Source organism: uncultured Parabacteroides sp. (assembly GCF_905196875.1).
GTDB lineage: Bacteria > Bacteroidota > Bacteroidia > Bacteroidales > Tannerellaceae > Parabacteroides.
On the sequence record NZ_CAJJWO010000069.1, the window covers coordinates 1 to 26569 of the forward strand.

24 protein-coding genes are annotated in these 26569 nt (G+C 49.3%); 11 read left to right on the forward strand and 13 right to left on the reverse strand.

What is annotated here, in order from left to right; all coding sequences use genetic code 11:
* From QZ076_RS17715 to QZ076_RS17730, 4 genes are all read right to left on the reverse strand, one after another.
* On the reverse strand, positions 1-975 hold a 975-nt coding region (locus QZ076_RS17715), incomplete at its 3' end, for an ABC transporter permease (RefSeq protein ID WP_293715495.1).
* 12 nt (positions 976-987) lie between these two features.
* Entirely contained in the window at positions 988-2319 is a 1332-nt protein-coding gene (locus tag QZ076_RS17720; RefSeq protein WP_365326181.1) for an ABC transporter permease, read from the reverse strand.
* Positions 2320-2340: 21 nt separating this feature from the next.
* Entirely contained in the window at positions 2341-3609 is a 1269-nt protein-coding gene (locus tag QZ076_RS17725) for an FtsX-like permease family protein (protein WP_293715498.1), read from the reverse strand.
* An 8-nt stretch (positions 3610-3617) separates the two neighbouring features.
* Positions 3618-4919: an ABC transporter permease gene (locus QZ076_RS17730; protein ID WP_365326185.1), complete on the reverse strand. Its 1302-nt coding sequence runs from the start codon at positions 4917-4919 to the stop codon at positions 3618-3620.
* Positions 4920-5285: 366 nt separating this feature from the next.
* Here QZ076_RS17730 and QZ076_RS17735 point away from each other — a divergent pair, with 366 nt between their 5' ends.
* A complete protein-coding gene (locus QZ076_RS17735; RefSeq protein WP_293715501.1) occupies positions 5286-6071 on the forward strand; it encodes a DNA-binding domain-containing protein in 786 nt (261 codons plus the stop codon).
* Between the two features lie 250 nt (positions 6072-6321).
* Here the strand turns inward: QZ076_RS17735 and QZ076_RS17740 are convergent, their stop codons facing one another.
* The 4 genes from QZ076_RS17740 to QZ076_RS17755 are packed head-to-tail and all read right to left on the reverse strand — an operon-like array spanning position 6322 to position 10874.
* Positions 6322-6987 (reverse strand): ABC transporter ATP-binding protein, encoded by a 666-nt coding sequence (locus QZ076_RS17740; protein ID WP_293715504.1) that lies wholly within the window; start codon positions 6985-6987, stop codon positions 6322-6324.
* A gap of 36 nt (positions 6988-7023) precedes the next feature.
* Positions 7024-8286: an FtsX-like permease family protein gene (locus QZ076_RS17745; RefSeq protein WP_293715507.1), complete on the reverse strand. Its 1263-nt coding sequence runs from the start codon at positions 8284-8286 to the stop codon at positions 7024-7026.
* A gap of 22 nt (positions 8287-8308) precedes the next feature.
* The gene (locus QZ076_RS17750; protein ID WP_293715510.1) at positions 8309-9580 is read right to left on the reverse strand and encodes an ABC transporter permease; all 1272 of its coding nucleotides are present in this window, start codon (positions 9578-9580) and stop codon (positions 8309-8311) included.
* Positions 9581-9629: 49 nt separating this feature from the next.
* A complete protein-coding gene (locus QZ076_RS17755) occupies positions 9630-10874 on the reverse strand; it encodes an efflux RND transporter periplasmic adaptor subunit (protein ID WP_293715513.1) in 1245 nt (414 codons plus the stop codon).
* Positions 10875-11077: 203 nt separating this feature from the next.
* On the opposite strand from QZ076_RS17755, the gene QZ076_RS17760 reads away from it, so the two are divergent.
* Complete coding sequence (locus tag QZ076_RS17760) at positions 11078-11920, forward strand: PepSY-like domain-containing protein (RefSeq protein WP_293715519.1); 843 nt, start codon at positions 11078-11080, stop codon at positions 11918-11920.
* A gap of 239 nt (positions 11921-12159) precedes the next feature.
* On the forward strand, positions 12160-13020 hold the full coding sequence (locus tag QZ076_RS17765; protein WP_293715522.1) for a fimbrillin family protein: 861 nt from the start codon (positions 12160-12162) through the stop codon (positions 13018-13020).
* 89 nt (positions 13021-13109) lie between these two features.
* On the opposite strand, the gene galB is transcribed toward QZ076_RS17765, so the two are convergent.
* The gene (gene galB, locus QZ076_RS17770) at positions 13110-15617 is read right to left on the reverse strand and encodes a beta-galactosidase GalB (protein ID WP_293715525.1); all 2508 of its coding nucleotides are present in this window, start codon (positions 15615-15617) and stop codon (positions 13110-13112) included.
* Positions 15618-15711: 94 nt separating this feature from the next.
* On the opposite strand from galB, the gene QZ076_RS17775 reads away from it, so the two are divergent.
* From QZ076_RS17775 to QZ076_RS17785, 3 genes are all read left to right on the forward strand, one after another.
* Positions 15712-17016, forward strand: a complete 1305-nt coding sequence (locus QZ076_RS17775) for an anaerobic C4-dicarboxylate transporter (protein WP_293715528.1) — start codon at positions 15712-15714, stop codon at positions 17014-17016.
* Between the two features lie 115 nt (positions 17017-17131).
* Positions 17132-17716: an AraC family ligand binding domain-containing protein gene (locus QZ076_RS17780; RefSeq protein ID WP_293715530.1), complete on the forward strand. Its 585-nt coding sequence runs from the start codon at positions 17132-17134 to the stop codon at positions 17714-17716.
* Positions 17717-17816: 100 nt separating this feature from the next.
* On the forward strand, positions 17817-18179 hold the full coding sequence (locus tag QZ076_RS17785) for a thioredoxin domain-containing protein (protein ID WP_293715532.1): 363 nt from the start codon (positions 17817-17819) through the stop codon (positions 18177-18179).
* Here the strand turns inward: QZ076_RS17785 and QZ076_RS17790 are convergent.
* On the reverse strand, positions 18163-18813 hold the full coding sequence (locus QZ076_RS17790) for a DUF5715 family protein (RefSeq protein WP_293715558.1): 651 nt from the start codon (positions 18811-18813) through the stop codon (positions 18163-18165). The genes QZ076_RS17785 and QZ076_RS17790 overlap by 17 nt on opposite strands.
* A gap of 175 nt (positions 18814-18988) precedes the next feature.
* Here QZ076_RS17790 and QZ076_RS17795 point away from each other — a divergent pair, with 175 nt between their 5' ends.
* The 4 genes from QZ076_RS17795 to QZ076_RS17810 are packed head-to-tail and all read left to right on the forward strand — an operon-like array spanning position 18989 to position 22493.
* Positions 18989-20005, forward strand: a complete 1017-nt coding sequence (locus tag QZ076_RS17795; protein WP_293715534.1) for a PhoH family protein — start codon at positions 18989-18991, stop codon at positions 20003-20005.
* 7 nt (positions 20006-20012) lie between these two features.
* Entirely contained in the window at positions 20013-20963 is a 951-nt protein-coding gene (locus tag QZ076_RS17800; RefSeq protein WP_129732420.1) for a phosphoribosylaminoimidazolesuccinocarboxamide synthase, read from the forward strand.
* A 6-nt stretch (positions 20964-20969) separates the two neighbouring features.
* Positions 20970-21734 (forward strand): bifunctional demethylmenaquinone methyltransferase/2-methoxy-6-polyprenyl-1,4-benzoquinol methylase UbiE, encoded by a 765-nt coding sequence (gene ubiE / locus QZ076_RS17805; RefSeq protein ID WP_293715537.1) that lies wholly within the window; start codon positions 20970-20972, stop codon positions 21732-21734.
* A gap of 18 nt (positions 21735-21752) precedes the next feature.
* The gene (locus QZ076_RS17810) at positions 21753-22493 is read left to right on the forward strand and encodes a shikimate dehydrogenase (RefSeq protein ID WP_293715539.1); all 741 of its coding nucleotides are present in this window, start codon (positions 21753-21755) and stop codon (positions 22491-22493) included.
* A gap of 140 nt (positions 22494-22633) precedes the next feature.
* Here the strand turns inward: QZ076_RS17810 and QZ076_RS17815 are convergent, their stop codons facing one another.
* Positions 22634-23398: a TIGR03915 family putative DNA repair protein gene (locus QZ076_RS17815; RefSeq protein WP_293715541.1), complete on the reverse strand. Its 765-nt coding sequence runs from the start codon at positions 23396-23398 to the stop codon at positions 22634-22636.
* Positions 23399-23401: 3 nt separating this feature from the next.
* On the reverse strand, positions 23402-24661 hold the full coding sequence (locus tag QZ076_RS17820; RefSeq protein ID WP_293715543.1) for a putative DNA modification/repair radical SAM protein: 1260 nt from the start codon (positions 24659-24661) through the stop codon (positions 23402-23404).
* A gap of 67 nt (positions 24662-24728) precedes the next feature.
* On the opposite strand from QZ076_RS17820, the gene QZ076_RS17825 reads away from it, so the two are divergent.
* A complete protein-coding gene (locus QZ076_RS17825) occupies positions 24729-25556 on the forward strand; it encodes an AraC family transcriptional regulator (RefSeq protein WP_293715546.1) in 828 nt (275 codons plus the stop codon).
* Here QZ076_RS17825 and QZ076_RS17830 read toward each other — a convergent pair.
* Positions 25551-26569, reverse strand: a 1019-nt coding sequence (locus QZ076_RS17830; protein WP_293715549.1) for an MFS transporter, incomplete at its 5' end; no start/stop codon positions are given. The genes QZ076_RS17825 and QZ076_RS17830 overlap by 6 nt on opposite strands.

Sequence of the window (26569 nt, forward strand, 5' to 3'; positions counted from 1 at the left end):
CAGTTCCCCGCGCCGGCGGCTGATACGGAACCAGAAGGTACCGATCACGGCCAGAAAGACGTTGACCAGGAAGAAGAGGTTGATCGCCATCGTCAGACGCCGCCCGTTCATCTCCATCGAGTTGTCGAGGAAGTGAGAACGGAGGTCGGCGTAGTACTGCACATCGGCCAGCCAGAAATTGCCGGCCGAGAGCGACTGCTTCATCTCCTTCTTGAAACGGTCGGCATAATTGGCGGAACCTTCCACGCCGGAGCGGGTACGGAAGCAGATCGCAAAGGTCGTCAGCTCCTGTTCAGAGGCACGGTATATGTTCGACTCTTTCAAGTACTCGAAGAAAGCCTCCTGCGGTTGATCGACCCCTTTCTTCTTTATAGGAGCGGTGACGGCGGAGACATGCCGGAAGGTCGAGTCGCCCTTCTCGTAGGTCACTTTCCGGCCCACGGGATCTTCATCTCCAAAAATACCGGTAGCCAGGGTCTGGCTGATAACGAGACCTTCGGAAAGCTGCTTTGCCAGGCGTTCGGGACTTTGTCCGTCGGCGGTCCGGATATCGAACACACGGAAGTAATCGGGCGTGACGGTATAGATCAGCGCCTGCTTGCCGATCGAATCGTTGAAGAGCGAACGGTTGTTGTTGGAATAAGTAAAAGGCAGGGAATAAGTATCGCTGATGGCAACCGACTCGACATCGGGATGTTCGCGCAGGCGGTCGATGATACGCAGCAGGTTGGTACCCGGCTCGTTGCTTCCCTTCTCATAAGTAATATAGGAAGAACTGGTAGACGGACGCATGGCCAGCGTCACCTTATAGACATTTTCCACAGAGACGCCTTCGGGCTGGAAAGCCGTTATGCCCTGCATCAGCAGGCTGTCGAGCGAACGCCAGAGGAGTACGAAGACGAGCAGCAGTTCGATAAAGACCCACACATTGTTGCGGCGTTGGGTCCAGATAAGTTTAAGGATATGTTTCAGCATAGCATTCATTTATTAACTGTTCAGGGCATCTGTTATATTCACACGGACGGCACGCCAGACAGGTATCATCGACGAGAGGATATTGAGTACCAGGCACACCAGAAAAGCATAGAAGAAGACGGGCAGGTTAATCAGCATTCCCGGCGTCAGCACCATGTCGGTGTTTCCCATCAAGAGGGAGATTATGCCCGAAGCCAGCAGCAGTTTCCGGAAAAGCATCACCAGGATATAAGAGAAGACGAGCCCCATGATTCCACCGGGCAACATCAGCAACATATTCTCCACCAATACCTGCAGGAAGAGCCCCGATTTGCGTGCCCCGAAAGCCTGCCGTACACCCAGTTCGGGGATGCGGTCGTGCATGTGTGAGGCGTTCAACCCCGACAGGTTAAGGGCCGGAATAAGCAGGAAAAGGAATACCAGCAGGCCGAGCGCGGTGTAAATGAAGCGCACCTCGCCTCCACTGCCTACATTCGTCCCGACACCGTTCATGATAAACTGTCGCACGACATGCTCCCCATGGGAGTCGAGCGGGGCGGTCAGTACGATCTTTCCGTCGCGCAGGGTGGAGTTATAGCGGCGCAGCGCCTCATCCAATTCACCGGCCATCTCCTTTTGGGTGACACCGTCGCGGGGCAGGATATAGGCGCAAAGGAAACCGATGGATACATCACGCTCCCCTTTTCCGGTCTCGTCGAAGGCTGCGAACGTGGTATAAGGTATCCAGAGATCGGCACAGACCGAAGGGGTAATACCCGACACGTCTGCCACAACGCCGCTCACGGTATATTCCGTATCGTTGAGCAGAAACGGGCGGCCTGTTACATTCGTCTCGCCGAACAGCTTCCTGGCGGTCGAAACGGAGATCACCGCCTTGTTGATCCCCGACGTGAAATCGGCGGCATCATACCCCTGCCCCTCTAGGAAACGGAAGCGGAAGACCTGCCAGAAGCCATCGTTGGTAGCCATCATCGACACCTTCAGCGGATTGCCTCCACCGGGCAGGTCGGCATAATTGTCGCCGAGCAAGAGGGAAGAGAGCGTCGGGTCGGTGGCGGTGGCTACGGCCTGGGCTGTAGTCAGTGTGTAAAGACATTCCCGGACGACACGGGTGCCGAAGAAGAAGTCGCTGGTACTCTTCCCCTTTGTGTATTGAAGGCGGTTGAGATAGAGCGTGCGGTCGCGGTTCACTTCCGGTGCCATGTCGGCCGTACGGATGTGGTAGGCAATAGCCATCACCATCACCATCGAGATAGCCAGGCCGGTACCGATAATATAGATGGCACTGTAGAAGCGATTCTGCTTCATCAGCTGCCAGGCTTGTTTGAGGTATTGTTTGAACATGTTAGTTATGTTTATTATTCATTATTCGTAATGCAGGGCTTCGGCAGGTTCGATCTTCGAGGAGCGGCGGGCGGGATACCACGTTCCCAGGCAAACGACGACAACCAGGAGCATAAAGGTGACTACCGTGTTCAGCAACAGGCGAAGCGGCGTCGCATCCATATAGTCCGCCGAAAGTAAATCCATTTTAGACAAGTTGAGACACAAAAGCATGGCAGGGACATAAGCCGCCAGCAACAGCACGATCCCCTCTCCCATCATCTGCCGCAACACCTGTCGACGGCTCGAACCGACCGCCATGCGCAGCCCGATCTCCGACCTCCGTTTCTCTATCCGCAGCCAGAACGTGCCGATCACTCCCAAGAAGATATTGATCAGGAAGAAGATCGAGAAGCCGATCCGGTAGCGCATCGGATCATAGACCCATTGCAGCTGCTCGTCGCGAAAATCGCTGATCGGCGTGATCTCCGAGAGGTAGTAATTGCCTACCGACAACTGTGCGCGCATCTCTTTGGCGAAACGTTCCGCAAAGTCGGCACCGACCCCGGCGCGGGCACGGAAACAGATCTCCACCATCCGCCAGAGCATCGTTTCGGACTGCCCCGCCAACTCCCTTTCTTCCAACGGGTAGAAGATGAAACGGGCCGGACGGGAGAACTCCGTCCTTTTCATCAGGGAGGTCACACCGGCAATCGGGAACGTCTCCGTCACCGCCTCGCCATCCTCATCCTCGTCACCGTTAGCGGTAATTCGTTGTCCCACGGCCGAAGAACCGGGGAAGAGTCTCTTCTCCACCTCTTCACTAACGACGTAGCCGCGTGAAATGGCAGCGGCGAGCATCTCCGGGTTTCCGTCGCTGCCGGATACACGGAACACACGGAAATAGTCAGGCGTCACCTTCAGCACATCGATGGAGGTGTGGAGCGAGTCGTGGGCAAACCGGTTGTTCATATTGCTGCGGCAGTAAGGGAAATGCCAGCTGCCGACACTCACGTTCTCCACCTGGGGATGTTCGCGCAGGCGGGCAACGATCCGCTGCATGTTGAGCCAGGGTTCAGGACTGTCTTCCGGGTAGGCGACATGGTTGTTTTCCCACTCCTGTGTAACGGCCAGCGTGACCTTATACGTATGATCGATATCGAAACCCGTCGGCGTGGAGGCAGTGATACCCATCACCGTCAGGTAATCGACAATGAACCACATCAGTGCGGAGACGACAAACAGTTCGAGCACGATCCACACATTCCGGCTCCGTTGTATCCATATCAGTTTAAAAAGATGAGCTATCATAGCAGCAGTTATTTATCGTTAATAGACTCTACTATCGGGCGGCGGGCGGCCTTCCAGACCGGTAGCAACGACGACAGCAGGTTAAGTATCATACAGATCCCCAGGGCGGAGAAGAAAAGCGGCAGGTTCAGCAGCATACCGGGCGAGAGGTTGACATCGGCGGCCATCACCGAGTAACGGATACCCCCCAGCAGGAAGTTGCGCAGCCCGATCACCAGCAGGTAAGAGACACACAGACCGACCATACCCCCGAGGAAGGTCAACAACATGTTTTCGGTAAGGACCTGCACGATCAGCGCGCCTGAACGGGCCCCAAAGGCTTTCCGCAATCCCAGTTCTTCGATCCTCTCCTGCATACGCGACGAGATCAGCCCCGTCAGGTTGATGGCCGGGACAAGCAGGAAGACCAGGGCGATAAGCAGGTAACGGCGGATGATCTCCTCATACGACGACCAGTAGTCGAGCTTCCATATCTCATTCTGTTTATTCGTCCCGAGGTGTATTGGCTTCAGATGATAATCAGCAAGCGAGCCGTTATACTTCAGGCGTGCCTGATCCAGTTCCTTCCGTATCTTTTCGAAATCGGAGGTGTTATGCGCAAGCAGGTAGGCCTGCAACGGGCCGGAAGCACCTTCTATCTGCCCCATGTCGGTGATGGCGGGGACGGAAGTAAACGGTATCCACATATCGGCATAGGTCAGCTGCATGATCAGCGAGGCGTCTTTCACCACGCCGGCCACACGGTATTCGTTGTTGTTCAATAAGAGAGCCTTGCCGGACGCTTCCGCCGTGCCAAACAGTTTGCGGGCATAAGTTTCGCTGATGACGATACGCCGCATGCCGCTCCGGAAATCTTCGTCGGTATACGGTTTCCCGTCGATGAAAGGGAAGTCGAACACCTGCCAGAAGTCGCCGTCGGTCCCCAGGAGGGCGATCCGGTAACGATCCTGGCTACCGGGCAACTGCACGTATACGTTTCCCATCACACTCCGTAAGTCCTGTGTCTTAATGCAGACGGTGACTTTCTCCGGCGAGGTCAGGCCGTAGACGCACTCCTTCGCGTCTTTATAAGACAGCGACCAGTTGTAGGTCGACCCATCTTCCTTATTCTCTGTTACGGAGGTACTGCCTAGGAGAAGCAAACGGCTGCGGCAGTTCTCCGGTGCGATATCCGCCGTCCGGAGATAATACACGATAGCCATCACCATCACCAGCGAAATGGCCAACGCCGTCCCGAGGATATAGACAAAGCTGAAGAAGCGATTCTGCTTCATCAGCTGCCAGGCTTGTTTGAGGTATTGTTTGAACATTACTAGATGTATTATTTGTTACGACGATCCTTTTACAAATGCCGTGCCACAACCGTAAACCACTGATAATAAACAGATAGCCAAAACACGACAGTGTTCGATACTGAACACTCGTTCCGGTATCGAACACCATCGGGCGGCAGAAACGGACAACTGCCATGCAAAAACAATCGGATACGACGACTCACTCTTTCTCGCAGACCGCCAGCTCCCAGCCCCTGAAGACGAGGGTAATAAGCACCTCGGCCGGGAAAGAAGGGACGATATATCTCTAACAGTGTATTTATTGATCGACAAGAACAAATGTACGGAATTATTGCGATAGATATCTTACCTTTGCCGCCAAACATTAAATCGACACACAGTATGGATAAAGAACTTCCGAAATCGCAGCTGATAAATATCCCCCCCAGACGAGTTTTATTCCGCATCAGCAAAAGTTATCTGCCCGGAGTAAAGGCCTACAAGGCCAATGTTGTCGTACGCAACACCCTCAATGATGAAGATATTGCCAACCGACTTGTAAAATCAGGGTGTTCCTTCCGCAAAGACACCCTCCTGACCTCCTTCCGCATAATGGTCAGCGAAATATATAAAGCAACCGAGGACGGCTACAACGTCGACTTCGGACTCGGCAAAACCGAACTCACCATCAACGGACCCTTCGAGTCGGAGTATGAAAAGTTCGATCCGGAGAAACATACCATCACAACCAAACTCCGTCCTTCACCCCGCCTGCATCAGGTGACGTCGCACATCCCGGCCGAAAACATCGGACTGAGTACCAACGTCAACTGCCCCCGTCCCCAGTATATCAGCCTGGCCATCGAACCTCGCAGCAACGACGACGAAAGCCCTTACAACCAAATCCCGGCCGGCGATCATCCGCACGTTTCCATCTACGGCTCCCGGATGAAACTGATGGGCGACCAGCCGGAAGTGGGCCTCACCATCCGTAGCCTTGAAACAGGTGAAGAATATTTCCTTACAGCCAAAGACCTGATCATTAACTCTTCCGTGCGCCTGTGCTTCACTCCTGTAATTCCATTCACAGCCGGCAAATGGGAAGCGATCATCAACACCCAATTCAATCCATCCTACCGGCTTTATAAGAACCCCCGGCTGGCAGCGATGACCTTTACCGTACTATAGAGACTCCCTCCCCCGGAAGGGTAGGCATGCCTCACCAACGGTAGTGAGGATGTCACACCCGCTAAGGTAAGGGTATGCCGCAAAGCTATGCGGTACATCACAGCATATATTTGCGATTTAACAACGCATATATACGCAGCAGTATACCGTATAACTTTGCGGTGAACCATCACCTTAGAGGGGGAGGAAGCCCGTCCCTCCCGGGTGATGTAGCCTCGCTAACGGGGAGGAGGTGGTTCGCGCACCGCTCCTACTGAACCTGTCGTCCGTCGAAGAAGCGGATCGTGCGGCTGGTTTGCTGTGCTTGTGCTTCGTTGTGGGTTACCATGACGATGGTGCGGCCGTCTTCCTTATTGAGTTTGTGGAGGATTTCCATGACTTCGATACCCATTTTCGAGTCGAGGTTACCGGTCGGCTCATCCGCCAGGATAATGTCGGGGTTACCCACGATGGCACGGGCGATGGCTACACGCTGGCACTGTCCGCCGGATAGCTGTGTCGGGAAGTGACGCATGCGATGACTCAGGCCTACCTTCTCGAGAACGGCTTCGGCTGCCTTGCGGCGTTCAGAAGAGGATACCTTACGGTAGAGCAGAGGCAGTTCCACATTGTCGAGCACATTGAGCGAGTTGATCAGGTGGAACGACTGGAAGACAAAGCCGAGCTTCTGATTACGGAAGGCGGCGAGTTGCTTGTCGTTCATGCGGATAGTGTCGGTACCGTCGATCTCGATATGGCCCGAGGTAGGGGCATCGAGCAGGCCCATGATATTCAGCAGGGTCGATTTTCCGCAACCGGAAGGGCCCATAATGCTGAGAAATTCACCTTTCTGTACTTCCAGGTTTACGTTCTCTAAGGCAACTGTTTCGATCTCCTTCGTGCGGTAGATCTTCTCGAGGTTTGTTAACTTGATCATGATGTTTGATATTTATGTTCGTTATTAATTAATTCGTTATTCGTAATGCAACGCTTCCGCCGGTTTCATCTTCATGGATTTGCGTATCGGGAACCAGATGCCGAGGCAGATCATGCCGCCCATCAGCAGATAGGCTCCCCCGAAGGTGAGGGCGAAACGCCACCAGGTATAAGGGAGACGTACGGTATCGGGCAGGTCGAAGTAAAGCATGTTTAAGATGAAGACCAGCAAGAACGGGATGGTGAGGCCGAGCAGGACGAGCCCTTCCAGGTTCATCAGCCGGCTGAGCTGGCTACGGTTCGATCCCAGGGCGATGCGGAGCCCCATTTCGCCCTGCCGGGCCTGCGTGCGCAGCCAGAAGGTACCGATGATACCGAAGAATACGTTGATAAGCATGAAGCCAACGAGGGCGGTTTTCTTCTTCATATTGTCTTCGCGGCTTTTCAATATCTGGCTTCTCATCTCACTGAGGGGGACGACGCTCGAGACGTAGACATTGCCGACTGTCAGCCGTTCGCCCATTCCTTGCAGGAAAGCTTCCATGTCTTCTGCCCGGAAACCGGGTTTCATCCGCACCAGGCAATCGACTGCCTGCGGCTGGTTCTTCTCAATCTCCCTGAGCATTTGCTCCCGGATGGGTATCAGGTAAAAGAAAGGCAACCTCTCCTTATACTCCGACTCGCGGACGGAACCGGACACCGCCAGGACAGGCATCTCATCCGTATTATCGGGATGGAATTTGATAGACTGCCCGCGGGCCGAACCCTTCTCCCCGTAGAAAGCACGCTCCATATCTGCGGAAATAACACACCCTGTCTGTTGCCCGATGAGCGGGGCTAGTTCCTTGCCCTCTTTGTCTCTCATCCGCAGCACGGTAAAATACTCGGGGGTGACGGTAGACTGGCGGAAGCCGGCCTTGACGAACGTATCGGCATCGGCACGGTAGAGTGTCGACCAGGCACGGTTCTCTGTATAGACACAGCCAACGTGGGACAGGGACACTTCCTCCACCTTGTCTTCCTGGCGGATGTTATCGACCAGACGCAGCACATCCTCCCCTGGCCGGGTGGCGATCAGCGAGTCTTCGACATACCCCGGAGTGCCCGGCATAATGACGGCCAACTGCACTTTATAAACGTTATCGATATTGAATCCCAGGGGCTGGTAGTAGGTGTACTTATCCACCAGCAGCGAGTCCATCATGACCCACAGGATACCGACAACGACCAGGAGTTCGGCAAAGATCCAGCCGTTGCTGCGCCGCTGGTTCCAGATTATCTTCAGTATATGCTTTATCATTTTCGTTTCGTCTTTTATAGGGTTAATTATCTGCCGGACCTTCTCCTTTCAACGATCCAGCTATCTGTTCACGGGCGATGCGCAGGGCGGGTATCCCGGCGGAAAGCAGGTTAAGCAACAGGCAGAACAACAGGGCGATGAGGAAAATACCGGGCTTGAACAGCATATCGCCTTGCAACGTCGTATCGGCACTGGCCAGCAGGAAGTCGCGGCAGACCGGCAAAAGCAGGAACGAAAGGATCAGGCCGATCGCACCGCCCAACAGGGTCGTCACGCTGTTTTCATAAAGAACCTGGCGGACGAGTACACCGGAGGTTGCCCCGAATGCCTTGCGGACGCCCATCTCTCCGCGGCGTTTCTGTACGGCCGATTGCGTCACGCCCATCAGGTTGAGTGCCGGAACGAGCAATAGGAAGAGCAGCAGGCCGCCCATCTCTGCAAGGTAGTCCTTCAGTTCGACTTTGACCTGTCCGATCGTACCGATAGCCTTGTCGAAACGGGTGATCGGGTTGTGGAAGAAGTGGATCTCCGCCTCCTGCTTGGTGGAGTTATACCGGGCGATCTGCCCTTTCAGTTCCTGGCGGATGGCCTCGAAGTCGCCGGCGTCGCGAGCCAGCAGGCAGGTGTTGAAAGCACCCGACATATTCTCGAGGTAGGCCATATTGAGTACCATCGGATTGGTTGTGTAGGGCGTCCAGACTTGTCCGTAAGAGGTGTCGGCAGCGCGGCTGACGTCTTTCACCACTCCGCAGATCGTAAAGGGCTGGCGGTCGATGATGACCGGCTTTCCCACTACCTGCACTGTGCCATACAACGTCCTCGCCACACTCTCGCAAACAACGGCCCGGGGTATGCCGGAGCTGAAGTCGGCTTCCGTAAACGGCTTGCCTTCCAGGAAAGAGAAGGCGTAGACCTTCCAGAAACCCGGGTCGGTGTAGAAGATACTGTATGTCTTAAACATCTGCTTGCCGGGCAGCGACAAGGGGTATGAGATCGTGAACCAGGCAGACACGGCTTCGGGCGTCTTTAACGAATAGAAGCATTCGCGGACGGCTTCGACAGACATATTTCCTCTGCTCCAGCTGTTCCTGGTCTTTACCTCGGTTCCTTGCTCCACATAGAGCATACGGTCGCGGTTCACCTCGGGCACGAAGCTGGCCGACTGCACCTGGAAGACCAGGATAACGATCATGATCATGGCGATCGAAAGGGCCGTTCCGAGTATGGAGATCACGCTGATGAGGGGATTCTCACGCAGCATGTTCAGGGCTTGTTTGAGGTATTGTTTGAGCATAGTGTTGTTGCTTGTGTAGGGGCGGTTCGCAAACCGCCCCTACGGGACGTTATTTTATTTTGAGTTTGTTCTTGTCTTTATAGTTTGCCATGTCGGAGACGATCACCTGGTCGCCAGGTTCAAGGCCGCTGACTACTTCTACGTATTCGTAGTTGCTGTCGCCGAGCTGCACTTTGCGCTTTAATAGCTGGTCGCCGTTGACGACGAAGAGCTCGTACTCGCCTTTACCGACATAATAGGAGGCGTTGGCGATGCGCATAACATCATCCTTAACGGCATTCATCACGTAGACGTCTGTCTTCAGGCCGGAGCGGAGGCGGCGGTGGCTGTCTTCCTCCAACTGCACGGTGAAGGAGATCACGCCGTTCTTGGAGAGAGGCGTTACGTCGCTGACGGTTCCATCGAGCTTGTCGCTACCGATCTTGACAACGGCTTTGCTGCCGGCTGCGATACGGTCGCCGTAGGTGTCGGCTATCTCGCCCTCGATCTTGAAGTGCGAGAGGTCGGAGACGATGGCTACCTTCGTGCCCTGCCCTACCTGCGAGCCGATCTCGTTGTTCACATACGTAAGGATGGCCTTACGGGGGGAACGGATCTGGGCATCGTCGAGGGTCCGCTTGGTTTCGGCCAGGCCTTTGCGGAAGATGTTGAGTTCGAGTTCCTTCACTTTCAGGTCGGCGTCGGTGAGGGCTTGTTCGTTGATGTATTTCTGTTCGTCCTCACTGAGTTTGAGCTGGCTGACGTTGTAGTCGAGTTCCACCTGGCGGACTTTGTCGGTGGTGCCGGCGCCGAGGCTGTCGAGATAGCGTTCGTTGCGGAGTTCCACGGCTTTACGGTCGAGTTCCATACGGGAGACTTTCAGTTTCATCTCCATTTCGGAGAGTTTGCTGTGGTTGGTGACGCGTAGCTTTTCGAGTTCCAGGCGTTTCATTTGTTCTTCGTCGAGGAGTTTCTTGTAGTCTGTCTCCGCGCTTTGCAGGTCGAGTTTGAGGATGGGCGTGCCTATATCGACGGAGTCGCCCCCCTTCTTATATATCTCGACGATGCGGGAGTTGATCGGCGAGTTGATGATTTCCTCAAAGGCCGGGATCACCTTGCCGGAGGCACTGACGGATACTTCTATTACGCCTTTATCTACGGTAGATATGCTCAAGTCCTTACGGTTCAGGCTGGTTTGCAGAAAAGAGATGACAACGACGATCAGGGCGATGCCAGTTCCTACACCGGCACCGATCTTTATCAGTTGCTTGCGTTGTTCTTTCCTTTGTTCTGCTTTCGATATCTCTCTGTCCATATTTAGTATTGTTTTTATGTTCTGCCCCGGTAAAGGCAAACTCCGTGCCAAAAAGCTAACAGGCTGAATATGTGCCGTTAGCCGGAAAGGTATAGTGTTCAATATCGGACACTGTGTTCGGTTTTACGCAGAACATTCCGAACGGCAGGGTTGTTATTAACCAACACAATTACACAATGTATTAATCGCTAAACAATAAACGTATGAACACAAGATCAATCTTATTTTGCCTGATCGCCGGAATGGCTTTATTCACGACGGCTTGCGACAACAACGACGACGACCACAAAGACGCGATCGAACCGACCGAGCCTGTCATGCAGGCTTTCAACAAGAAATATCCGGACGCCTCCAATCCGATCTTCACCATCGAGGGCAATTATTATGTAGCCGAATTCAACAACAACGGCGTCTCTACCGAAGCGTGGCTCACCGACCAGGGCAAGTGGATGATGGATAAGGCCGACACTCCTTTCAACCAGCTACCCCAGCCTGTTACAACGGCTTTCGACAACGGGCTTTACGCCGGCTGGAAAGTAGACGACAGCTACACCATCCACCGCGACAGCATGGCGGTTATCTATAAGATCGAGGCCGAAAAGGCGGACAGCGACATGGATCTGTATTATTCCGGGTATGGCAACCTGATCAAAGCAGTCCCCGACAAAGGGAACGAGGATGCCCCGATCGTTATCCCCGATCCTGTACACAACCTGATGAACCTAACCTTCGCCACCTGCATCTTACTGGATATACAGAACAACAGCGAAGGGTATATCCTAAATATGCTGGACGGACAAGTCTACAAGATCGCGCAGTTGAATAAGGATTACAGGTGGCAAAGCACCACATACCAGATTGCCGAACAGGATGTTCCGGCCGTCATTATGAACAGCTTCCAGTCTACCGGCTACGCTAACGACACGATCCAATCCATCACCGTAAAGCTCGAGGCCGCCGGCACCTTCTACACCTTCACCGTCGATCATAACGGACAGAGCACGGAGGTTACATTCGATGCATTGGGTAATATTACCAATAGTTAAAAAGGACCACTTTATTAACAATAAAAAACAACAATAAACATGTTAAAACTCAATTTGGGATAAACTTTCATTTTAATCAAATGTTTTAATAATAAGTTTCACAAATTAATTATTCCGCTATGAAACAGATTGTTTATTCCATTTTATCCATGAGCCTGCTTATAGGGAGCAGTTGCACTAAAGAAGAGTGTGAGCCAGGGATTGACAATACGTTAACCCCAGTAAGTTTCTCACCAGAGTTGGCGGATATCCAGCAGATTGATACACGTGCAGTAAAAACGACTTGGGCACAAGGTGACCAAATCGCTATCTTTTCAGATATTGCCGTTAAAGGAGATGGTAATACATCCACGGCATCAATTGCTTATACACGAGGAGCTACCGAAGGAACCTGGACACCCCCAAGCGCCCTCGAACAGTGGTATTTTGCTGATGCCATAAGAACTCATAATTTTTATGCTTATTATCCGGCAGGTACAGCTACCAGTTACACCTCTGTCGAACTTCCTGATATTTCAGGGCAAGATGGTAAGAAAACGGTTCAGTCACTTAAAGAAGAGAATGACTCCATGCGAGGTATAGGACAAGCTACCAAAGGTAATATAGCAGCTAGTATACAGATGTTTCGTGTATTTGCGATTATCAACCTGAAGGTTAAACTTAAACAAGATGCTTTTACAGATAATGCAGCCACACTGACTGACATTACGCTTATTTCGACGAATTCTTTGCCATTGGTAAACTCTTCATCAACAAGTAAAGCAACTGTCGATCTGAGTAATGGACATGTAACCTGTACTAATGGATTAAGTACAGTAACACTGCATCCGGCATCCGGAATTAATCTGACACCAACGACTGAAGTTTCTATTCCTATAAAAATCTATCCGCAACAAAGTACTATACAGGTTCTGTTCACAATCAGCGGCAAGACTTCTACAGCTCAGACTCTCAGTACGACTAATTTTATCGGTGGACGCATCTACAATTATTCGGTAGTAATCAATGAAGGTTTGGATGACATCGGCGTAGGAGACCCTATTATCTTTGATTGGCTTAATTATGATGGTTCTCCGGTGAATCCGGTTATACCAAGCTAACCTTATAAAAAGCAAGAGTCCGACATTGTGCCGGACTCTTTTTATTTAATAATATCTGTTCACCTTCCAGATATCTTTTGAAACGCCATTTACCGGCTGATCAACTCTATCCGTGCACTCTTGACACCCGGAGAGGATGCTTCAAAGTAAATCGTTCCCGGAGTTTCTTCCGTTTGTACAATTGCTGTCAGTTGGCCGCTGAAGAGTTTCATCTGCGGTGCCTGGAAAGACTCGAGGCTGGCAGGGTTACCGTTGGCTGCCGCTTTGTATGTTCCGGCACCACGCACGTTGAACTTAATCTGGTTGGTGGCATCCGGACAAAGGTTACCGTTCTTATCTACTACCCGTACGTTGATGAATGAAAGGTCCTTACCATCGGCTGTCAGATTGGTGCGGTCGGCACTCAGTTCAATATGGTGAGGTTTGCCGGCAGTGTGCACTTCTTCTTCAGCTACGGCGTTGCCATCCTTATCGTAGGCAACCACCTTCACTGTTCCCGGTTCATATTTGGTATCCATCCACATCAGGCGATAACGTTTCTGACGTTCGAAACTTTTCTGAGCGGCTTCGGTATAGCTGCTGTCGATGCCGATCGTCAGATCTTTCGTACGTTTGCCCTGACTCTTTCCGTTGATGAAAAGCTCGGCTGAAGGATAGTTGGTGTAAACGAATACCGGAGTGACTTCGCCTTCGCGTCCCGGCCATGTCCAGTGAGGCAGGATATGCAACGTCTTTTCCGCCTTGTTCCAATGGCTACGGTACAGGTAGTAACGATCCTTGGGGATACCTGCCAGGTCGATGATACCGAACAGGGAGCTGTGGCTTGGCCAGTTGGTGTAATACGGGGTCGGCTCGCCCAGATAGTCGAAACCGGTCCATACGAATTCGCCGATGCAATACGGCAGGTCTTCATGCTGGATAAAGTCGTCTTCCGGCAGGTTCGACCAGCCGCAATGTTCCACATCGTAAGAAGAGCTCTGGTGATCGTCGTAGACCGCCATCGCCTTACGTTCAACCGGGAATTTATAAACGCCGCGTGAACTTACCGTCGAAGCCGTTTCACTTCCCAGAATGATCTCCTGCGGCAGTTTTTTATAATTTTCCTGATATTTGAACGGACGGTAGTTGAAACCGGCCACTTCCATCACGGCTGCAAAGTTATTATTCACAACAGCATCCGGGGCATCCATCCCCTGGGTAACCGGGCGGGTCGGATCTTCGCGATGGCAGATATCCTGCAGGAAGCGGGCTATCTTGGCATCGCCTTCGCGCCACTGGTTAGGTACTTCGTTACCGATACACCACATAACGATACTCGGATTGTTGCGGAAGTTATGGAGCAGGTTGACCATATCTTTTTCAGCCCATTCGTCGAAGAACAGGTTGTAACCGTTCTTACATTTAGCCACGTTCCATTCGTCGAAGCTCTCGGCCATCAGCATCATACCCATTTCGTCGCAGGCACGAACCAACTCGGGAGCCGGCATATTGTGAGACGTACGGATCGCATTACATCCCATCTCTTTCAGGATACGGATCTGACGACGGATAGCCGCATCGTTGACGGCAGCTCCCAACGGACCTAGGTCGTGATGGTTACATACGCCTTTAAACACGGTCTTTTCTCCATTCAGGAAGAAGCCTTTACCCGGAATAATCTCGATCGAACGAATACCGAACGGGGTCGAATATTCATCTTTCAGTTCCGTTCCGTTCTTGTAAAGACGGCTTTCGGCTACATAGAGGGCGGGCATATCCGGCGACCAGAGCGTCGGGGTATGAACGATAAATTCCTGGTCGACCGTACCGTTATTATACTTGATATCCGTCAACGGCATTGTAGACTCGACCAGCTTTTCCCCGTTCGGGTTTACCAGGCTGGTCTTGACAGCATATTGCTTCGGATCGGCACCTTCCGGCAAGTTTACTTTCGTATTTACATTCACCTTGGCAAACTCTTTGCTGACGGTTGGAGTCGTTACAAATGTTCCCCAAACCGGGATATGGGCATCTTCCGTCACAATGACATGCACGTTACGGTAGAGGCCGGCACCGGGATACCAGCGGGAAGATTCCGGCAGGTTTTCCAGGCGGACAGCCAGCGTATTCTTCTGTCCCGGTTTCAGATACTTTGTAATATCAAAATGGAAAGAATTATATCCGTACGGCCAATAACCGACTTCCTGTCCGTTGATATATACTTTGGCGTGGCTCATCGCCCCGTCAAACAGGATCGTAGCCTTCTTCCCGTCGGCAAACTGGGGCACCTCAAACTGGGTACGGTACCAACCCACACCGACAAAAGGCAGACCTCCTGTACGACCGGCATGTTCCATGGCCTCTTTCTGACCATCCTGTGAAATAGCCACTTCCTGCTTGTCGTTCTGGGAGCTGAACGGACCGTAGATGGCCCAATCGTGCGGAACCGTCACGGATTGCCACTTACTGTCGTCGAAAGCGGGTTTGATAAAGTCAGAGTTATCTTCGCGAGTAAACTTCCAGTTCTTTTCCAACAGGAATTCACTGCGGACCTGGGCCGATAAGTTAGTTACCAGTCCTAATAACGCGACTAAAATTAGGGAATTGAATCTTTTCATGCGCATTTTAAATGTATTTGTAGTTCTTAGCGCAGCAAAAATAATTAAATTTGTAGCCTTTACAAACTAAATCTACATTAAGAAGTTATAGAACATGTTGATTCAACTTGCATTCGTATTAATTGCTATTATTATTGGTGCCCGTCTGGGCGGTATCGGACTGGGCGTACTGGGAGGTCTTGGTTTGGCTGTGCTGACTTTTGTTTTTGGCCTAGAGCCGACTTCTCCTCCTATCGATGTGATGTTGATGATCGTAGCTGTCATCGCTGCTGCCAGCTGTATGCAAGCTGCAGGAGGGCTGGACCTAATGGTTAAATGGGCCGAGAAACTCCTTCGGAAGAATCCTTCAAAAATTACAATATTAAGTCCGCTCGTCACCTACATTTTTACGTTTATTGCCGGAACCGGCCATGTCGCTTATTCCGTACTTCCGGTGATCGCCGAGGTGGCAACTGAAACAAAAATACGTCCCGAACGTCCGCTGGGTATTGCCGTGATCGCTTCACAGCAAGCTATTACCGCCAGCCCGATCTCCGCTGCAACCGTAGCTTTACTGAGTATGCTGGCTGGACACGGATTCGATATAAGCTTAATCAATATCTTGATGATCTCCGTCCCCTGTACGCTGGCAGGCGTATTGGCCGGAGCTTTTTACTCCCTCCATGTCGGCAAAGACCTGGAAGACGATCCCGAATTCAAAAGACGTATCGCCGAAGGAGAGTTCAAGACAGAGAAATATGAATTGAAGGACGTAAATAACAAGAAGGCGGCTGCCTGGTCGGTTGCCATTTTTATCCTGGCTACGATCGGTATTATCCTGTTCGGTTCTATCGAAAGCATCCGTCCGGTATTTAACGGGACTTCATTGTCTATGGCTTACATTATTGAAATATTGATGTTATCGGCAGCCGCCATTATTCTGCTGGCTACCAAAACCGATGGGATCAAAGCCGTTCAAGGTTCTGTCTTTTCAGCGGGTATGCAGGCTGTCGTTGCTATCTTCGGTATAGCCTGGATGGGGGATACATTTATCGGAGGGAATATGGCGGAGCTGAAAGGCTCTATCGAACAGATCGTTACTGAAATGCCCTGGCTATTCGGTATCGCCCTTTTCCTGATGTCTATCCTGTTGTTCAGCCAGGCGGCGACTGTACGCGCCCTGCTGCCTTTAGGTATTGCATTGGGAATATCGCCTTATATGCTGATCGCTCTTTTCCCCGCCGTAAACGGTTACTTTTTCATTCCGAACTATCCGACCGTAGTGGCTGCCATCAATTTTGACCGTACAGGAACGACCCATATCGGGAAATACATATTAAATCACTCATTTATGGTCCCCGGACTGATCGCGACCGGCGTTTCTGTATTGCTTGGTTTACTTCTTATCCAGCTGTTCTAATTGTAATGAATATACTTTTTCTCTAAAAAAATAAGAGATTCTAACACTCACAGCATTATCGTTTTAGAAGGAAAAGACTTATCTTTGACAGAATCGTAAACACAAAAGGCAGAGGATGACAGTGGAGAACTTTATCTTGCCGGATCTTTTAAAGCACATGCGTATTTTTAACGGAGAAGTAGAGAATTTTAAAGTATTACAACATTCAGCCAGGTCTAATCGGGAAAACATCCGCACTTTCCTGACACATCACTCTATTGTATATGTAGTATCAGGAACGCTTCATCTGATGAATAACGGTTCCGAACTATCCGTACAGGAAGGCGAAATGTGCCTTATTGCTCCGGGAGCCTATTTCTCCTCGGAGCTCATCGGTAATCAGAACTATTCCATGCTAGCCCTATTTTTCAATCAATGGACTGCACAATATATTCTCAAACTACCCGGAATAACCGGTATCTTAAACGAACAACAGAAACTGGCCTCTTGCCAGGAGGTACATATTATCCCTAAAGAGAAAGTATTCCGAAGCTTTTTCGACTCCATCCATTTATATCGCAAACTTGAAAAAGAGGTGAAGAATGAAATGATACCCATCAAATTCGCCGAACTGATTTATATACTACTGGAAGGTCCACATAAACAAACGATACTGTCGTTCCTGTCAGATGCAGCCATGCACAACAAGAAAAAGCCCTAAAGACTACTTCCGGAAAATTGACAATAATATAAGTCATATTGCCATTTCATAGCTCACCTATCCGATGTAACTTTGCATCATCAATTAAAACAAAAAGCATATGAAACCCATAGAACTGACAAAAGCAGAATTCATTCAGAAAGTTGGTAATTTTGAAGCTGATTCAAAAGACTGGAAATATATAGGAGATAAACCTTGTATCGTAGATTTCCAGGCACCCTGGTGCGGTTATTGTAAACGCCTGGACCCGATACTGGCAGAGTTTGCACAGACTTATGAAGGACAATTATATATCTACAAAGTAAACGTAGATAACGAAGAAGAGTTGGAGACAGCGTTCAACATCCGCACAATACCGACACTTCTTCTGTGTAAAATGGACGGAACGAAAGAACTCATGCTGGGTACACTTCCCAAACATGAGCTAAAAAAGGTGATCGACAACCTTATTTCCGTACAGTAATGTGAAAACATCCTTGCTTGCGTTCGTGCTTTATATAACAGCGGTCTTCTCGTTTCAGATCGCGAAGCACTGACGCAAGTACCATTTTCAAACGGTCGTTGTCGATATTCAGTGTATCTTTTTCATCAATCTTAGTATAGCGTACCCACGAAACATCAAAGGTAGTTCCATAGCGATGGGCAGAGTTCATGGAGGCATTGTAGTTACGTTTCCCCAGTCTCTTGACATCGTCGACAGTACGGGTAACACTCGTTACTTTCAACTTATACAAAGAAGCATTCAGATTGTAGAGTGAATCCTGAAAGTTGCGACCGATATCTTCCAGCAAATCTGCTGCTTCAGGAATAAGGTAAGGAATAGAATGTTTCAGTTCTTCCACCTCATAATAATCGTTGGTTTTGATCTCTTTCATTTTCCTGGATGCATGTTCGGCCTCTTCCCGGTTGCTGATAGGCTCGATACCAATCTTTTGTGCTACCGCCAGCTGAACATCATTCAAATCATTAAAATCACGATTATAACTACCGTTATACCAGATGGTTTTCAACTCACCACGTTTTTCTTTACAAGAAGGGAGCGCTGCTACCGACAAGGCTGCCAATAAGATCAGCACTGAACCAAGTATCTTTTTCATCATCTTTTTACTATATTATGAATACAAAAATAGGACAATTATTCAAATGTATTTCTACAATAGTAAATAAAAAGCGTCAGTCCGTACCAACGGATTAAGAATATTACTAATTTTGCGTACCTGAATAAAAAGCAGGATAGAACATTAAAACTATAAGGAAAAAGGAAAAGAACGGATGATAGAACGAATATATATTCTTGAAAGTGTAGACCCGGTTATTTTTTACGGAGTGAATAATGCGAACATGCAACTGATAAAAACGTTGTTTCCGAAACTTCGCATCGTAGCCCGCGGAAATGTGATGAAAGTAATCGGTGATGAAGATGAGTCCGAGCTATTCCTGAAGAAAATCCGCGAAGTTGAAAAATACTGTGAAGAGTTCAACTCCCTGACAGAAGATGTGATTCTCGACATTATCAAAGGAAAGGCTCCGACAGTCGTTAAACAGGAGAACCTGATCATTCACGGTATGAATGGTAAAGCGATCGTTGCCCGTACCGAAAACCAACAACTGCTCGTTAAGGCTTTTGAAGAGAACGACCTTGTATTTGCCACCGGTCCGGCCGGGACAGGTAAGACATTCGTTGCTATCGCTCTTGCCGTCAAAGCATTAAAAAATAAAGAGATCAGGAAGATCATCCTGAGCCGTCCCGCCGTTGAAGCCGGAGAGAAACTGGGCTTCCTGCCGGGAGAGATGAAAGACAAGCTCGATCCGTATCTCCAGCCTCTTTACGATGCTTTGCAGGATATGATACCGGGAGCAAAACTCAAAGAATATATGGAGAACAACGTCATCCAGATTGCTCCGCTTGCTTTTATGCGCGGACGTACGCTGAACGATGCCGTAATTATCCTCGATGAAGCACAGAATACGACTACGCACCAGATCAAAATGTTCCTGACCCGCCTGGGGATGAACGCAAAAATGATCGTCACCGGTGACGTCACCCAGATAGACCTTCCTCCTACTGCCACTTCCGGACTGGTGCAGGCCATGCAGATACTGAAGGGAGTGAAAGGGATCGGCAGGATCGAATTCGACAAGAAAGATATCGTCCGTCATAAGCTGGTACAACGTATAGTGGAAGCGTACGACAAATTCGACGATAAACGACGCAGTGAGACAAAGCCCCACTCGCCTAAAACAACAATAGAAAAGAACAACAAACTATCAGAAAATAATCAAAAATAAATTGGTCATGAAGAAGGCGTTAGTTAAAACAGATTACAATTTTCCGGGACAGAAGAGTGTTTATCATGGTAAAGTACGCGACGTGTACAATATCAACGATGAAGTATTGGTTATGGTTGCAACCGACCGTATCTCTGCTTTCGACGTAGTATTACCGGAAGGAATTCCTTACAAAGGCCAGATGTTGAACCAGATTGCAGCCAAATTCCTTGACGCAACCACCGACATTTGCCCGAACTGGAAAATGGCATCTCCCGACCCGATGGTTACCGTTGGTGTACAGTGCGAAGGTTTCCCTGTCGAAATGATCGTACGCGGTTATCTTTGCGGAAGTGCATGGCGTGCTTATAAGAGCGGTGTTCGTGAAATCTGCGGTGTCAAACTGCCGGAAGGTATGCGCGAAAACCAACGTTTCCCGGAACCAATCATCACACCGACTACAAAAGCTGCTATCGGTGCTCACGACGAAGACATCTCAAAAGAAGAAATCCTGAAACAGGGACTTGTTTCTGAAGCAGACTACGCCGTTCTGGAAAAATATACAATGGAATTGTTCAAACGTGGAACAGAGATCGCAGCCGGGCGCGGCCTGATCCTGGTTGACACCAAATACGAATTCGGACACCGTGACGGTAAAATCTACCTGATCGACGAAATCCATACTCCCGACTCTTCCCGTTACTTCTATTCCGAAGGTTATGAAGACCGTTTCGCCAAAGGTGAACCGCAGAAACAGCTTTCAAAAGAATTTGTTCGCGAATGGTTGATGGATAACGGTTTCCAGGGCAAAGCAGGACAGGTGGTTCCGGAAATGACTCCGGCTATCGTCGAAGGTATCAGCGAACGTTACATCGAGTTGTTCGAACATATCACCGGTGAAAAATTCGAAAAAGGCGATACGGACAATCTGTTGGCCCGCATCGAAAAGAACGTAACAGAGTATCTGAAAAATAAATAAGAGCATATGAAGTACGGTTCAGAACAGATATTACCTTACAACGGAGAAGAACAGAAGAGCACACAAGTCAGACGTATGTTCGACTCGATTGCAGGCACCTATGATCTATTGAACCATACGCTCTCGTTCGGAATCGATAAAATATGGCGCAGGAAAGGCATTGCCTTCCTGCGTCCTTTTTCTCCGCAGTCTATACTGGATATCGCCACCGGAACCGGCGACCTCGCTATTTCCATGCATCGCAAATTGAAAGCCCGGCAGATCATCGGGGCCGACATTTCCGAAGGCATGATGCAGGTCGGACGCGAAAAAGTGGCCCGGGCCGGTTACTCGGAATATATATCATTCGAACAACAGGACTGTACGGCGCTCACCTACCCCGACAATTCGTTTGACGCCGTAACTGCAGCATTCGGAGTACGTAACTTTGAAAATATCGAACAGGGGATAGCAGAGATGTTCCGGGTATTGAAACCCGGCGGTCATCTGATGATCCTCGAGCTTTCCACACCGGAACATTTTCCGATGAAACAACTTTACCAGATCTATTCAAAGACGATCATTCCATGCATAGGCCGGTTATTTTCGAAAGAAAAGGCTGCTTACAGCTATCTGCCGGCATCTATCAAAGTAGTTCCGCAAGGAAAGGTTATGAAAGAACTGCTCATTCGCCGGGGATTCTCCGAGGCACGGGTTCGCACCTTTACTTTTGGAATTTGTTCATTATACACAGGTTGTAAGGGTAGTTCGCAAAACACCCCTACGAAATAAACAGAAAGAGAAAAGGCTATGCAGAAATATGGTTTATTGGGATATCCACTCGGGCACTCGTTTTCCAAAACTTATTTCAACCAGAAGTTTGAGGCGGAAAAAATAAATGCTCAATATATCAACTTCGAGATTCCGAACATCAAGGATATCAAAAAAGTACTGAAAGAAAATCCGGACTTAAACGGTCTGAACGTGACGATCCCTTACAAGGAACAGGTTATTCCCTATCTGGACGAGCTGGATGAAGACGCACGTCTGATCGGTGCAGTGAACGTGATAAAATTCACCAAAGGCCTTTTCGGTAAAAAGCTGAAAGGATACAATTCCGACATTATCGGGTTCAAGCAATCGATCGAACCGCTGTTGAACGAGACACACCGGAAAGCACTGATCCTGGGTACCGGCGGAGCCTCCAAAGCTGTTTTCCAGGGTTTAAAGCAGTTGGGAGTCGGAGCCACGCTGGTTTCACGCAAACCAAAAGAATTTTGTATCACTTACGATGAGATTACTGCCAGGACAATGGAGCAATACACCGTGATCGTCAATACGACCCCGCTGGGAATGTTCCCGAATATCAACAACTGTCCGGATATTCCTTACGATCTGCTCACACCCGATCACCTGTTATACGACTTGTTGTATAACCCGGATGAAACTCTTTTCATGAAGAAAGGAAAAGAAAAAGGAGCCATAGTCAAGAACGGACTCGAAATGTTGCTTCTTCAGGCATTCGCCGCGTGGGAAATCTGGCAGAAGTAAACCTACGACACCCCATAGATATGTCAGAAACTTCTGAAAGCTCCATTTTTATAATTTAGTACTTTCAGAAGCTTCTGAAAATATTTTTTCAATGATTTGATCCTTTCAGAGGTTCCTGAAAGGACTTTTACAAGCTATCATTATTGTTTTTCCGTCATATATTTCCAGAAACGGGCAGGCATATGCTGGCGATGTAATTTCGGATTTAACCGCTCTTTGATGGCGATCGATTTAAAATAAGTCTTCCACATTTTCTGGAAAAGCTTTTCATCCTTATCCATGATACTTTCACTAAGGAAACCGGAAAGCAGATGGGCCTCCTTATGTTCAAAACGCACTTCGACAGCTTCCGTCAGGTCATAATAATAACCATACTCGCGTTTCAGGTCATACACCAGCCATTTCTGATCGGAAAAACGATCCTTTAAATGAGGAATAATCAGGGGTAATACATTATATATAGGTTCCAGTGCCGCGAAGAAAGTACCGTCGGCCGCCTTCTGAAAACGGAAGAACTGCATGTTGCGAAGCCGTTCGTTACTTACCTTCTTCCATATTTTAGCCAGTTCCAATACATCCGGATCACCGAAGTTCAACTCTATCGACCGGGGATGATCGACTGCTTTACGGATATAACGAAACAGAAGCATATCTATCTCCGGCAATTCCGACAACCAGGTCACCGTCAGCATTGAAAGCGAGGTCTGCGACAATTTCTTTTGCAACCCTTTCCATACCCGGTCTGCTTTCTCGCTGTCCGAACAAATGGTAACCGTTTCCTCACAGAACAGAGGCAACGGCTCTCCTTCCACCACCAGCGCATCCGGAAACGATTTACGCGAATACGCATCGAAGACGGCTGTGAGCAGTCCTTCAAAAGTCTTATCGTATATAAAAACTATCATATATTATTCCGGAAACTGTAAAGTCAATTGCCTGTCGTCTATCTTCTTTCTGCCTTTTTGTAATAACAAATGGCGGACATTCTCCGGTTTCAGCTCATTTACCGTGTACATCGGCAATTCATTGCAGGTGATAAAATATTGCGCCTTCTTCATCACAATACCCATTTTCTTTAATTGCTCGGCTCCCAAACGACCATAACGCCGGGATACAACGATCAGTTTAGCCGACTTCACTCCTATGCCCGGAACACGGAGGAGCATCTCATAATCCGCTTTATTGATATCGACCGGGAATGCCTGTGGATTACGCAACGCCCACGATAACTTCGGATCCAACTCCAGATCGAGATCCGGATAGGCATCGTTCACGATCTCATCCACCTTAAACTGGTAGAAGCGCAACAGCCAGTCGGCCTGATACAACCGGTTTTCCCGCACTAACGGCGGTTGTTTCAGCATTGGGAGACGTGTATCATAATCATTTACCGGGATAAAGCCGGAATAATACACCCTTTTCATTGTCGGTCGCTGATAAAGAGCTGACGACAGACGAAGGATATCTTTATCCGTATCGGCTGTCGCTCCTACGATCATCTGCGTGCTTTGTCCTGCCGGGGCGAAACGCGGAGCGTGCCGGAACCGCTTACGCTCTTCCGAACTCTGCAGAACGCCTTGCTGGATATAGCGCATCGGAGCAAAGACACTCTTAAAGTCTTTCTCGGGAGCAAGTATCTGCAAGCTTTGTTCATTTGGGATTTCGATGTTCACACTCAACCGGTCGGCATACAGACCTGCCTCGTTCACCAGTTCCTGACTGGCACCGGGAATACTTTTCATGTGGATGTATCCATTGAAACGGTGTATCAGACGCAAATCCTTTATAGCACGCACCAATCGCTCCATCGTATAATCCGGGCTCCTGACAACCCCCGAACTCAGAAACAATCCTTCGATATAATTACGACGGTAAAATTCGATCGTCAGATTGACCAACTCCGAAACGGAGAGCGTCGCCCGCGGCAGGTCGTTACTCCGGCGGTTGATGCAGTAAGCACAATCGTACATACAATAATTGGTCAGCATGATCTTCAATAACGAAATACACCGTCCGTCTTCTGCAAAACTATGGCAAATACCCCAACCGGCCGCACTTCCTATCATTCCGCTTTTCTTGGAACGGGAAGTACCGCTTGATGCACAGGATACATCATATTTAGCTGATTCAGCTAATATTTTAAGTTTTTCGAGAACTGTTTCATTCATATTTCAGGAGGATATGCCACACAAAAATAAGGATTAAAAAGCTATCTTTGCGATAAAATATAGTGAAATGTTCTTAGATAATATTCCCGTACATAACCTGGATGAAACGGACTTCTTCGTCGTCGAACTGATTGAAAACTGCGCGCCTTTGAATTTTCAGGGATCGCACCGGCATAATTTCTACGAACTGCAATTCTTTACGGAAACGGGGACAAACGAAAGCCACAGCATCGACTTCGTGGAATATCCATTGCAAGCCAACCAGCTTTTCCTGCTTCGTCCCGGACAAGTACATACACTGAAACTAAAAGATCAGAAAGGATTTCTGTTCGCCATCGATCCCGATTATTTCGAGCGCCTCTGCCTTCATATCGAGAGGTATGCGGATCATACATTTCCGACTATGCTTCTTCTCCCGGAGAAAGAAATTCCGGCTATCCGCCAAATCATCCATCTGATCTACACCGAACATGAAGGGTTGCACCGGAAAAGCCTGCTTAATTCATACATGCACGCCTTGATCACCCATCTGTTATTATTATACACCGATACCCGGATCGATCAGGATATACGCGTCAGTAAAGTCTTGTCTCTGATAGACAAGCATTACATCAACGAGCGATCCACCGACTTCTACGCCTGCGAAGTAAACCTCAGCAACAAACGGATGAACGAGCTGACAAAAAAGGCCGTCGGCCACACAGTCAAACAACTGATAGACCAACGGCTATTACTGGAAGCCAAACGCATGATCAGTTCCGGAGCTTCGAGCTTCAAGGAAATTGCGTTCAGCCTGGGATTCAGCGAAGCATCCTATTTTACCCGCTTCTTCAAGGAACAAAGCGGCTGTACCCCCGAACAATTCCGGTCGTTATTGAAGAAAGACCTGTCATGAACGGACTTTGATCATCGCCAACCGTCGCCGCGTATCGACAAACAGCAACATAAAAGAGGTTAGTCCGCAAACGAACAGCCCGCACATCATCGGTACCACTGAATTGTTCTGCAGGAAACTGACCACAGCCGACAGTATCCCGGTAAACAACAATTGCAGGAATCCCATCAATGCCGAAGCTGCCCCGCTGTCTTCCTTAAAATAAGCCAGACCAAGCGAAGTCGTTGCCGGTAGCAGCAATCCGATCGGGATCAGATTCAGGAAAACCAACACCAGTAAAGGCACGACAGAAGTCGACACCAACGAAGTCACCACCAGCAACACCCCGATCAACAACTGAAAAACAAGCGTATATCTCACCAGTTTCTTCAACGTCATATATTTCAGGAAGAAATTAATAATATAGGTACCGAACATCAACCCCAACGAATTGACTGCAAAAATAATGGCAAACGTATCTCCCGACATTCCGCCCTTTTCCATGATCAGGAAAGGAGCATTGGAAACATATACCATCAAACCACCGTAAGCCATACAGCCTATTATCGTATAAACCATATACGGCCATACTTTCATCACTCGCACATATCCTTTCACCATTTCCCGCAACGAAGGCTTCTTCGCTTTCACCCCTTCGGGTAAAGGCATCGATTTACTTTTCGGAAGGAATATCCAGGTCAACAGAATGGTACAAGCACCTAACAGTGCCATCGTATTGAACACCCCGTGCCAATGCCATTGTTTCAACAGCAAATTACCGATAGTCGGAGCAATGACAGGAGCAATACCTGAAATGATCACCAATAAAGAGAATACCTTCGTCCGTTGTTCATTCACAAACAAATCGTTCACAGCTGCACGTCCGACCACAACACCGGCACATCCTCCGAAAGCCTGGAAGAAACGGATCACCCAAAGTTGCTCGATCGAAGTCACATAGATGGAAGCAAACGAACTGACCGTATATAAAGCAGTCGCCAGCAAGATCGGAATCTTGCGGCCGTAATAATCGG

Coding starts and splice junctions, on each gene's coding strand:
- QZ076_RS17755 (WP_293715513.1), bottom strand. CDS start 10,874: ATGGACAGAGAGATATCGAAAGCAGAACAAAGGAAAGAACAACGCAAG.
- QZ076_RS17735 (WP_293715501.1), top strand. CDS start 5,286: ATGGATAAAGAACTTCCGAAATCGCAGCTGATAAATATCCCCCCCAGA.
- QZ076_RS17810 (WP_293715539.1), top strand. CDS start 21,753: ATGCAGAAATATGGTTTATTGGGATATCCACTCGGGCACTCGTTTTCC.
- QZ076_RS17745 (WP_293715507.1), bottom strand. CDS start 8,286: ATGATAAAGCATATACTGAAGATAATCTGGAACCAGCGGCGCAGCAAC.
- QZ076_RS17815 (WP_293715541.1), bottom strand. CDS start 23,398: ATGATAGTTTTTATATACGATAAGACTTTTGAAGGACTGCTCACAGCC.
- QZ076_RS17800 (WP_129732420.1), top strand. CDS start 20,013: ATGAAGAAGGCGTTAGTTAAAACAGATTACAATTTTCCGGGACAGAAG.
- QZ076_RS17790 (WP_293715558.1), bottom strand. CDS start 18,813: ATGAAAAAGATACTTGGTTCAGTGCTGATCTTATTGGCAGCCTTGTCG.
- QZ076_RS17760 (WP_293715519.1), top strand. CDS start 11,078: ATGAACACAAGATCAATCTTATTTTGCCTGATCGCCGGAATGGCTTTA.
- QZ076_RS17795 (WP_293715534.1), top strand. CDS start 18,989: ATGATAGAACGAATATATATTCTTGAAAGTGTAGACCCGGTTATTTTT.
- galB (WP_293715525.1), bottom strand. CDS start 15,617: ATGAAAAGATTCAATTCCCTAATTTTAGTCGCGTTATTAGGACTGGTA.
- QZ076_RS17720 (WP_365326181.1), bottom strand. CDS start 2,319: ATGTTCAAACAATACCTCAAACAAGCCTGGCAGCTGATGAAGCAGAAT.
- QZ076_RS17780 (WP_293715530.1), top strand. CDS start 17,132: ATGACAGTGGAGAACTTTATCTTGCCGGATCTTTTAAAGCACATGCGT.
- QZ076_RS17730 (WP_365326185.1), bottom strand. CDS start 4,919: ATGTTCAAACAATACCTCAAACAAGCCTGGCAGCTGATGAAGCAGAAT.
- QZ076_RS17785 (WP_293715532.1), top strand. CDS start 17,817: ATGAAACCCATAGAACTGACAAAAGCAGAATTCATTCAGAAAGTTGGT.
- ubiE (WP_293715537.1), top strand. CDS start 20,970: ATGAAGTACGGTTCAGAACAGATATTACCTTACAACGGAGAAGAACAG.
- QZ076_RS17775 (WP_293715528.1), top strand. CDS start 15,712: ATGTTGATTCAACTTGCATTCGTATTAATTGCTATTATTATTGGTGCC.
- QZ076_RS17750 (WP_293715510.1), bottom strand. CDS start 9,580: ATGCTCAAACAATACCTCAAACAAGCCCTGAACATGCTGCGTGAGAAT.
- QZ076_RS17820 (WP_293715543.1), bottom strand. CDS start 24,661: ATGAATGAAACAGTTCTCGAAAAACTTAAAATATTAGCTGAATCAGCT.
- QZ076_RS17725 (WP_293715498.1), bottom strand. CDS start 3,609: ATGATAGCTCATCTTTTTAAACTGATATGGATACAACGGAGCCGGAAT.
- QZ076_RS17825 (WP_293715546.1), top strand. CDS start 24,729: ATGTTCTTAGATAATATTCCCGTACATAACCTGGATGAAACGGACTTC.
- QZ076_RS17740 (WP_293715504.1), bottom strand. CDS start 6,987: ATGATCAAGTTAACAAACCTCGAGAAGATCTACCGCACGAAGGAGATC.